The organism is Butyrivibrio sp., from assembly GCF_024699075.1.
Map to the genome: position 1 here is coordinate 1 of NZ_JAILQF010000138.1, position 10296 is coordinate 10296.

At 36.2% G+C, this 10296-nt stretch carries 7 protein-coding genes; all 7 read left to right on the top strand.

All coding sequences use genetic code 11. The features are described from left to right. The first annotated feature begins 123 nt into the window (after positions 1–123). The 7 genes from K6G87_RS05415 to K6G87_RS05445 all read left to right on the top strand — a co-directional run bounded on the left by K6G87_RS05415 (position 124) and on the right by K6G87_RS05445 (position 10227). Positions 124–1047 (top strand): DNA/RNA non-specific endonuclease, encoded by a 924-nt coding sequence (locus K6G87_RS05415; RefSeq protein ID WP_296834778.1) that lies wholly within the window; start codon positions 124–126, stop codon positions 1045–1047. Positions 1048–1163: 116 nt separating this feature from the next. Further along, positions 1164–1382 (top strand): hypothetical protein, encoded by a 219-nt coding sequence (locus K6G87_RS05420; protein WP_296834779.1) that lies wholly within the window; start codon positions 1164–1166, stop codon positions 1380–1382. 74 nt (positions 1383–1456) lie between these two features. Beyond that, positions 1457–2179, top strand: coding sequence for an EcsC family protein (locus K6G87_RS05425; RefSeq protein WP_330669753.1), 723 nt, complete (start codon positions 1457–1459; stop codon positions 2177–2179). 179 nt (positions 2180–2358) lie between these two features. Continuing rightward, complete coding sequence (locus K6G87_RS05430; RefSeq protein ID WP_296834780.1) at positions 2359–3093, top strand: hypothetical protein; 735 nt, start codon at positions 2359–2361, stop codon at positions 3091–3093. A gap of 11 nt (positions 3094–3104) precedes the next feature. Continuing rightward, complete coding sequence (locus K6G87_RS05435; protein WP_296834781.1) at positions 3105–6482, top strand: metallophosphoesterase; 3378 nt, start codon at positions 3105–3107, stop codon at positions 6480–6482. Between the two features lie 186 nt (positions 6483–6668). Further along, positions 6669–8039 carry a hypothetical protein gene (locus K6G87_RS05440; RefSeq protein ID WP_296834782.1) on the top strand — a complete coding sequence of 457 codons (1371 nt, stop codon included), beginning with the start codon at positions 6669–6671 and terminating at the stop codon, positions 8037–8039. Between the two features lie 538 nt (positions 8040–8577). Beyond that, entirely contained in the window at positions 8578–10227 is a 1650-nt protein-coding gene (locus K6G87_RS05445; protein ID WP_296834783.1) for a DUF2075 domain-containing protein, read from the top strand. Positions 10228–10296 lie beyond the last annotated feature (69 nt).

Below are 10296 nucleotides of genomic sequence, written 5' to 3' on the forward strand. Positions count from 1 at the left end.
TGGTGACACAAAGCTATAGGGACTCTCAGAGTCAGCCAGTTGCATGTAACACGAGTAATGGGCATTGCAGCTGTGCAGTGCCTTTTTTATTACCTTTTGGGAAAAGAGATAGAGGATAAATACATGAGAATAGCAAACTTCAAGATAAACAGAATATTGGCGATGCTTATTCTTATAGGACTGATAAGTAGCCTGCCGGGATTAACACTTACCAAAGCCCATGCCAAGAGCGACATACCGGCTTATACAGGAAGTGCATCAGTAGTCCTAAACGGCAATATACCAACCTTCGCAGCATCCGATATCACCACAGTATCATACGAACAGTATGGAGCACTTGATAGCCTTGGAAGATGTACAACTGCTGTAGCATGCATAGGTCAGGACCTAATGCCTACAGAACCTCGCGAATCGATCGGAACTGTAAAGCCTACAGGTTGGAACCAGAACAAGTATCCCGGAATCGTTGATTCAGAACCGCCATATCTCTACAATAGATGCCATCTTATAGGTTACCAGCTCACTGGCGAGAATGCTAATGAGAACAACCTTGTCACAGGCACAAGGTACATGAACGTTGATGGTATGCTTCCATATGAAAACATGGTTGCGAATTACATAGAATCAACCGGTAATCACGTAATGTACAGGGTTACACCTGTATTTGAAGGTAATAACCTCCTGTGCACAGGAGTTCAGATTGAAAGCTATTCCGTAGAAGATTCAGGACAGGGAATCTGCTTCAACGTATTCTGCTATAACGTACAGCCGGGAGTAAATATCAACTATGCAGACGGCAGTAACAGCGCTATAGACGGATATGTTCTTACACCAAATGATACGACAGAAGAAGATATAACCAGAAGCACTACAGACCAGACAGCACAGCAGTACAGCTACGTTGTTAATACAAATACCAAGAAATTCCACTATCCAACATGCAGTAGTATCAGCGATATGAAGGAAAAGAATAAAATGTATTACGAAGGCACAAGGGATGAACTTGTAAATCTTGGTTATGATCCTTGTAAACGGTGTAATCCATGAGAATGAGTAGTAAAAAGGTGATAAAGCAAATATAATTAACGCTATTAACTGGAAAATGCTATAATTATATACGGAGGAGCGATAGCTTCTCCTTTTGTATTTATGGAGAATTTCATATGATTACAGCAAAAGAAGCATACTCATTGATGATAAAAGCAAATAAAGGCAAGATTATAGGAATGTGCGAGTTTTCTGAATCATTTGGATTTGGAGTTCAAACTGATGATGGACAGAAAGCATATAGGATTGATAAAAACACTAAGCAGATAGATTTGCTTTATGGCGGTGAGTTGTTACGAGAAGATCCCAAAGAAATCGATTATTCAAAATTATAAGATCGAGAGGCTTAGTGTGAGTTGGCCAGTGGTAGATATGTGTTTTATTTCATTTTGATAAGGAGTTCTGTACTATGTCAAAAATGTCTGATGGTGATAAAAAGAAAGGCCCATTAACACGAGAAGATATATTGAAAATTATGGATGACCTTTATGGAAAAAGCTTAGATGGCATACCAAAGGTTAGCAAGCCAGTATCAGCTTTTGCGGATGACTATTTAAAAAAGAATCCTGACAAATCTGTTGCTGCACGGAAAATGTTAGATAATCAAGTTATTAAATGCACGACATCTGGATTTATAACTGGATTTGGTGGAGTGATCACCTTGCCTGTAACTATACCTGCTAATGTAAGTTCTGTATTATATGTTCAAATGCGAATGATAGCGTGTACAGCATATATAGGTGGCTATGATATCAACAGCGATCAAGTACAAACCTTGGTATATGCATGTCTTGCCGGAGTGGCTGTTGCTGATATTATAAAGCAGGTTGGCGTCAAGACTGGAACAAAAATGCTTACTGCTGCAATAAAAAAGATTCCTGGTAAAACTCTTACAGCTATAAATCAAAAAGTTGGATTCAGGTTTATTACAAAGTTTGGTACAAAAGGTATAGTAAATCTTGGAAAAGTGATTCCTGTTGTAGGAGCTGTTGTTGGAGGCGGAATTGACCTGATTGATACAAAAATTATTGCAAAAAGAGCATATAAATGGTTTATTGAGGGCGATTTTTCTATTGATGAAAAACAGGAAGAGAGCTCGGAAGAAATTATAGATGTTCCAGATGATGAGTGATAAGATACTTGCCCCTTTTTAAGCAGAAGGAATTCAAAAGAAGACAAACGGGAAAATTCGATATGGTATTTTGTATGAAATACTTACATCTCAAGATGAAATAATTGATGATTTAAGCTTCTTGCGGATTTGCTGAGACTTTGTATTTGTAAGGATTACTATGAATGATGTAATTATGCGTGGCCGTAAATAAAATCGGTATGCTTCTGGGATATAGATATATTATGTCCATACTAGGTTTTCATATGTCCATTGACAGCAGAATGGTTGGATATAGAGAAGGACTTATAGCAGATTTTTTAAAAAATCCAGAGATTGAATGCCAGTATTGCGAGATGTTGGCCCTGCTATCTGCATTCAAAGAAAATATGAGTATTGATGATATCCCAATTAAAGATTGGTTTGTGAAGAACACAAATGTCAGTGATTGGGCCTCTTTTTTTAACGAGTATGATGTATTCAAGTCTTATGAATCGTCAGTTAATTGGACAGGCAAGCATATTGGCACTATGAGAAAACTGTATGCTGAGATATTCCCAGAAAATCCCGAAAATCGTTCTTATAAGTCTGATTTCGATTTTGATACCATCATGATATCAAATTTGAAGGAGGAACTTAATATGGATAAGTTTGAATGTTACATTGAGGAATACCAGAATGAGAAAGGACAACTTTGTGCGCGTATCCGTGACAAGAAGAGCAATAAGAGAGTGGAGATGATTGGAGAAACCTTCGTATATAATCATTTCTTACGTTTTCTTTCACAGGCAAAAGTAAATATTGATATTATGCCCACTGTATATGACCGCAATGGCAAAGATATTGTTTCTGTTAGAGGGACAAAGCAGTCTGAGGATGATGAATGTATAGTTGTTGGTCTTATTGGCGCTGGAGCAGGTTATGTGTTTGAATAAGGAGATGATTCATGAAAAGGGAAGTTATGAATTTCATGGAAAAAATAGGTAAAAAAAAGATTCAAATATCTACCATAAAATCTCTAATAAAAGATATTAAGAAAAAGAAGAAATATCCAGAGGATATTCCGGAAGAATATAGAGATAATCATGAAATTATAGTTGCGGAACGTAAAGCACATATGCGCCGTTCTTTGAAGAGAGGATATGAAGTAATCCACAATGCTTTCTACGTGGAAGAAGCTATTGCATATAGGTATGATGATGGATTACATGAGAAATATGAAGAGACTGACATTAAGTGGTTTTCTGATTTTGACAGTTTTTATGAATATCTTGATGGCGATATTTACAGTGATTCTTGTTATTATCAGTATCAATTTCCTAAGGATATAATACGTAAGTACAGGATTAATCAGAAAAAAATATGTACATCTGCATTCATAGATTACTCAATTGATGAATATAACACTAGGAATCAAGCTATAGAAGATGAGCGCTATATATCTGCTGAGAAAAGAAAAGTATATCTAAAGAAGTGGATAGATAGATTTGATGCTTGTTCATCACTTGATCAATTTAAAAAAGAATTATCTAAATTACAAAAATCCACAAGTATTGGCTATGAAGATTTCATCATTGATAACTATATTTCCGCCCATTTATCAGAGACGCAGTGGTTGATTGATCTGGCCAATAATATATCGAGCCTGTCTAGGGTCATACCGCTAGTTCTGTTAATGGATAATGATCCGGAAAAGATAATAGCAGCTTATTCTGACAATACAGTATCTAATAGTTCAAGATCAAGGTATAAGAAGAAACTAAAAGATACTGCTGAAATGCTAAAGAATGGAAACATCACTATCAAAACAGATAGCTTTTTTGACAGTAATACACATTTCTATTGTGTTGAAGATTTTGGATTACAAAAGGGAAGTTCATATCCTGTCTTTAGTAGAAAAAAATATTTCGATTGCTTTGATGATTTCGCAGATTTTTTGAATGGAAATCTTTCTGGGTGCGATCTATCATGTGCTAAAATCCCAGACTTTGATGTCTCTAAATACACAATAGATGATAAAACCAGACTTCCGAATGTAGATATAAAGAATTGCAGATATAGCATCCAAAAGGTATACAACAGACACAATGAAAAATTTGAAGTTAATCAGTATTGGTTTGGTGATAACGATGTTGCTGTAAAAACTGATACGATCAAATTTGAGTTTTTTGTGGACTTTGTTCACTTTTTGAAAGGAGATTTATCAGGAGCAGATTTCATATTTTGTGATGGAATTAGTAATCTCACAGATATATCTGATATTAATCTTACAGACGTTATGGTAACAAGTTGGACATTGAAGAATGCACGCATAAAGCAAACAAAATATGAAGTGTCTGAGATTGATGTGGAAAGCTTTACTATACCTTTTCAGTATGAAAAGGAAACTTTGCCTGCATTGGAGACAACTAGAGAATTGTTGAATTGGCATGATATTGCTCCTACTGTAACGACTATAGATTACATTACGGATTTACATCTCATGCATAGGTTGCGGCATGCTGGATGTAAAACCGTGACAGATGTCATGTATACGATTGGTCAGGCTATAGATGAGATGTTGAGCACTAAACGTTCCAAGTTGTTATTGATAGGAGGAGATACAGCTTCTGATTACAGTATATTTGAACTGTTTGTAAAAATGCTCAGAAAAACATTGGACAGTTGTTGCTCTAAAGTTCAAGTGGTTTTTTTGTTGGGTAATCATGAATTATGGAATTATCCAGGAAAAACTATTGATGAGATAAGCAGCATATATCGCAAATTGCTGGTTGAGAACAATATGTATCTTCTACAAAATGAAATTCTTTTTTCTGATAGTCTGTCATTTGAGGATGCAAAGTATATATCAAGTACAGAAATACTTAATGAAAACAAAGATGAGATTAGAGAAAAGGTTAGCAAAGCAAGAATTATACTGTTTGGTGGTATAGGCTTTTCCGGATATAATAGCAATTTTAATGCAGATAATGGCATATACAGGAACATATTAAACCGTCAGGAGGAATGTCAAGAGAGTAGGCGATGTGAAGAAATATACCAGAAAGTCTTGAAAATCATTCCTAAACGAAGGGTTATTGTATTTACACATATGCCCTTGAGGGATTGGTGTGCGGATGATAATAAACAAATAGGGTATATTTATATAAGCGGACATACTCACCGGAATTATTTTTATGATGATGGAGACATAAGAATTTACACTGATAATCAGATTGGCTATAGATGCGGAAGAGCGGCATTGAAATGTCTTTATTATGATGGAGAGTATAATCCGTTTGAAGGCTATGAGGATGGTATATATTCTATTTCAAGAGAAAAATATATAGATTTCTACCGTGGAAAGAAGATAGAAATGAGTTTTTCTAGAAAAATAAGTGCTTTATATCTTCTTAAAAAGAACGGTTACTATTGTTTTATAAGTGCCAATGAGAAAGGAAAGCTTTCTGTTTTAAATGGAGGAACTGGTCGAAAAGTTACTGTTTCCGATGATATTCGCTATTATTATCTACACATGGATGAAGCAATTGCCAGAATTAAGGAACCGCTTACCAAATATACACAATATCAAGAGAAAATAGTACAGGCGGTGAGAAAATTTGGTGGATATGGAACAATCCATGGAGCGATAATTGACATTGATTTCATGAATCACATTTATGTTAATCCTGTGGATATGAAAGTTACGCCATATTGGGCGAAAGATATACAATTTAAGAAGGTATATCCCAATGTTGAGAGTTTGCTGAAGGCCAACTGTCCTAAATTGTATGTCAATTATCAAAGATTGACCTCAGAGGGTGAAAAGAATGAGCTGTCTGTAATTTATGATGAACATAAGATTGAAAGTAGAGGCGAGTATTATTTTGAAACTGATATCTATAGGGCTTCTCGTGAAATAAAAAAGATGCAGAAGCTTAATAATAGCATATTGTCAGTTTGGCTATATGAAAATTATGATGTTTCAGAAGATGCTTTATATGAAAGTATAGTTGTAAAGAATTTGGATACTCTTGAGATTGTTGACAAGAGCAAGTACTTGCCGTCCAAAAAACTTCGAATTCTTGAGAAAGCAGCTATTCAGCGTAAACCTAAACAACTTAAGATAAAAAAACCGACACTCTCTCCAGAGGAGAAAGAGAAACGCAAGTTTCAAAAGGCGGCTATGAGGGTTGAGGAGCGCTCATTAGGGAAGTTGAAATTGTTGATTTATACAGGATCTAAGGATCCTGCAACGTTTCTGTGTTTGAATTGTGGAAAGCAATTTACTATGCGTATGGATCATGTATTTGAACGAGGAGGATGTCGATATTGTTGTAAATAGAGGATATACCTCATCTTTGAGAGAAAAACTAACGTCGTCTAACTGAAAGTATAATATCGTTTAGATTATGTAAACTATATAGATTCACGCGAGATAGTATATGAATTTCAAATGCCATATGATAATTTGGTAAAATATCTCTATTCCCAATATTATATAAGGGGAATCTAGAAAAAAGAGGTTGTTATGTCATACGAAGAGGATAGAAGAATACCATATAAGGCTAAATGTGCCTGCGGCAGAGGATATTTGAGATACTATGAGATACAAATGTCTAATGACTGGGGACAAGAAAAAACTTCAAGCACATCGATAGAGTTTTATTGCGACTATTGCAATGACAAATATCACGTTGAGTATAGGCCTTATGATGAATGCTATCTCGTTCCAAACAATTTAAAATTTCCAAAAGAACCGGAGCTTGCAAGAAAATATTTACTCTCTACTCAGGAAGAATTTATTAAAGAGCACTCTAAAAATGAATTAGAGCTTATGATAGCAGATATGAAAAGCCACAGATACATGAACCAGCTTCAATATCAGAAAGCACTATTTTTTGCTCAGAAATGGGTGTCCAGATATCGAAAAAAGTCCTTAAAGCCAATGATCGAATGGCTTGAGTGTGTACTTGCTCAGTACGAAAACATAAAAGCATCTTTTAATGAGAAGAACATCCACAGGCAGAAGTACTTTAAAAAGCTAGAAGAATACTCCGACCAAATGGATGAAGTTGAAAAACAAAGTAAAAGGCTTGTTTTTGAAGAGGACTATGAGGAAATCAACAGGGAGAGAAAACAAGCAGAGCTAGAACGCGAAAAGCACAGATATGACCCCTTTATGGCAAAGGTTGAATACCATAAGACCTACAAGAAGAATTTTGTCGGAAACGTATGGGACACACTGTATATCAAGGAATGTATTGATGAACAGCACCTTACGTTGGAAAAGCCTATTGTGGGTGATGCTAAAATTACAATAACTAAAAAGTACGCCTGCGAATGCTATATTTGTAGAAAAAAATATGAAGTTGATTCATCTGATTTTGTTATTGATTATGACGATGATTACTGTGGGTATTATCCAAAGATTTCATGTAAAAGATGCCATACAATATCATCTTTTGAGGCTAAGACCATGGAAATATTAAATGATCTTGGGATAACATTTGCAAGAGAGGTGTCTTTCAAAGGACTTGAAGGCAACTATGGAAAATTATTACGATTTGATTTTGCATTATATAAGGAAATGGATGCAAACGGCAAGCCAAAATATGATCTTGTAATTGAATTACAAGGACCACATCATTTTAGCCCAGGGTATTATAATGACTATGGTATTTTTGTTGTACAGGAACAAAACAATGACTTGGAATCAAACTTTATACAACAAAGAACCTATGATGAGAGAAAAAGTGATTACTGCAATAAGAATAATATCCATCTTGAATGCATAAAATATACTTATAGCAATGATTACGATAGACTAGAAAGTAAGCTGATAAAAATTCTTAGAAGGTATAACTACAATTACTATAATAAAGACAATCCTTTATTCTGATAAAAAAACACTCAACTAAAGTATCGTGTTGTGTTAACGATAATTCAGATTTTTATAACTTAAGATCCGTGTTGATTGTCAAGTAAAATTGCCCCACTTTTATACTTGAATCTGACCCATCTAAACTTCCACCTTGGCAGTTTTGTAGGTGGGTCAGATTTATTTCTAAATACAGATTTTTGCACTGTGAATTGACCCACCATTTAATGAGGTATCAGCTTGTACCCAGCATCTGTAAGTACTGTTTTGTCGATTATCATAAATCTGTTTAACGTATCCAATGTCACGTATCTACTAAGTTGGCAAGAGGCTTCATAATATGAAGTATCATTTTTAGCAGCTGCTTGTCTTTGTTTAGGCAATGTCACGTGGCGTTTGCGTCGTGGGAGACTTGTTGTTTTTTTCCAAAATGATAGATATGATAATAGCAAGAAGCTTTGATCAGGTACCTAACCTTCTTCCAAGAGGGATTTCCACTAGTCTTAGTGTAGTATACTTATTATAGTATTGTATAACCCCTTAAGACTGGAGCAATTATATGAACAATTCCGAAGCTACCAAAGAAAACCTCTATGTCATAACCAATCATCAATTCCCCAGCGACAGTTATGGGGACGATGATTATCTTGGCAACTGGCCGATGCTTTATATCCTGGAAAACGGAGATAAGGTCTATATTGGCGAGTCTACTAATGTTGCAGAGAGAATGAAGCAGCATTATAACAACAAGGAAAAGCGCGAATTTAATAAGGTTCATTTCATATACTCCGGCAGATTCAATCAGTCTGTGACTTTTGATTATGAGTCTAAGCTTATTCAGTTTGTTTCCGCAGATGGCAAATATACTATTACCAATAAAAATGATGGTATTGCTAATAAGAACTATTTTAGCAAGCCTGAATATGATGAGACCTTCGAAGAGTTATGGAATAAACTAAGGTCCTATAATCTTGCTGAGCACACTCTGGAATACATCAAGAACAGCGAGTTCTACAAATATTCTCCTTTTAAAGAATTAAATAAAGATCAGAAGATGCTTGCCGACGATATCATCAGAGAGATCAGGGAAGGCAAAGAGCTGCCTATAGTAGTTGAGGGCCGCCCCGGCACTGGCAAAACAATTGTCGCAGTTTATTTGATGAAGTATCTAAGGGATTACGAGGATGAGAAGACCCATAGATTTCCTTTCCGGGAAAAGAAGATGGGGCTTATAATTCCGCAGACATCGCTCCGGTCTACGCTGAAGAGTCTTTTCAAAAAGATAGAAGGTCTTGCGGCCAAAGATGTTATTGGTGCATCAGAAGCGGTTAAGGCTGGTTCGTGGGATATCCTTTTTGTCGACGAAGCTCAAAAACTTCAGGTAAGGCGCAGTATTGTTGGTTATCAGGCTTATGATAATAACAACAAAAAGCTGGGTCTCCCAAGTGATGCTACAGAGCTTGACTGGATTCTGAAGATTTCAAAGACTCCGGTTTTCTTTTTTGACCCGGACCAGTTATCAGGCCCATCGGGTACGACTATCGAGGTATTTCAGGACAAGGTGAAGATGGAGCTTTCGAGAAGAAGGCGTATGACTGCGTATCTGACGCATTTTTTGAGGATGCAGATGCGTGTTAAGGGTGGAGAGGAATATATCAACTATATAAATGATATACTTCACGGCGTTGATGTTCCGAGGAAGACGTTTGCTGATTACGACTTTAAGATTTTCACACGCTTTGACTCTTTTAACAAAGAGCTTTTTGCCAAAGAAAAGGAGATGGAGCTTTGCAGGATGCTTGCAGGGTATGCGTGGGAATGGAAGACCAAGAATGATAAGAATGCATACGACATTGAGATCGAGGGTGTCAAAAAGAGGTGGAATCATTGTCTGAATAATTGGATCAACAGCGATGGCGCGATCGATGAGGTGGGATGCATCCATACGAGTGCGGGTTATGACCTTAATTATGCCTTTGTCATTCTGGGTAAAGATATCAGGTACGACGATGAGAAGGGCAGGATATATGTAGACAGGTCCTGTTATTATGACAAGCGTGGTAAGCAGTCGGCTTCAGATGAGGAACTGGATCTATATATCAAAAATATATATTATGTTTTGATGACTAGGGGAATCCGGGGTACTTATCTGTATGTGTGCGATGAGAAGCTTAGAGATTATTTTATGAAATATGTGGAGGAGTTTTGACGGCTATGGATTTTGAAGAGGTTAAGAAAGAGGTACTGAAGTTCACTAAGGACAGGGACTGGGATCAGT

Bases quoted from the DNA above. Each gene is read 5' to 3' on its own strand.
- K6G87_RS05415 (WP_296834778.1), top strand. From the start codon at position 124: ATGAGAATAGCAAACTTCAAGATAAACAGAATATTGGCGATGCTTATT.
- K6G87_RS05420 (WP_296834779.1), top strand. From the start codon at position 1,164: ATGATTACAGCAAAAGAAGCATACTCATTGATGATAAAAGCAAATAAA.
- K6G87_RS05425 (WP_330669753.1), top strand. From the start codon at position 1,457: ATGTCAAAAATGTCTGATGGTGATAAAAAGAAAGGCCCATTAACACGA.
- K6G87_RS05435 (WP_296834781.1), top strand. From the start codon at position 3,105: ATGAAAAGGGAAGTTATGAATTTCATGGAAAAAATAGGTAAAAAAAAG.
- K6G87_RS05440 (WP_296834782.1), top strand. From the start codon at position 6,669: ATGTCATACGAAGAGGATAGAAGAATACCATATAAGGCTAAATGTGCC.
- K6G87_RS05445 (WP_296834783.1), top strand. From the start codon at position 8,578: ATGAACAATTCCGAAGCTACCAAAGAAAACCTCTATGTCATAACCAAT.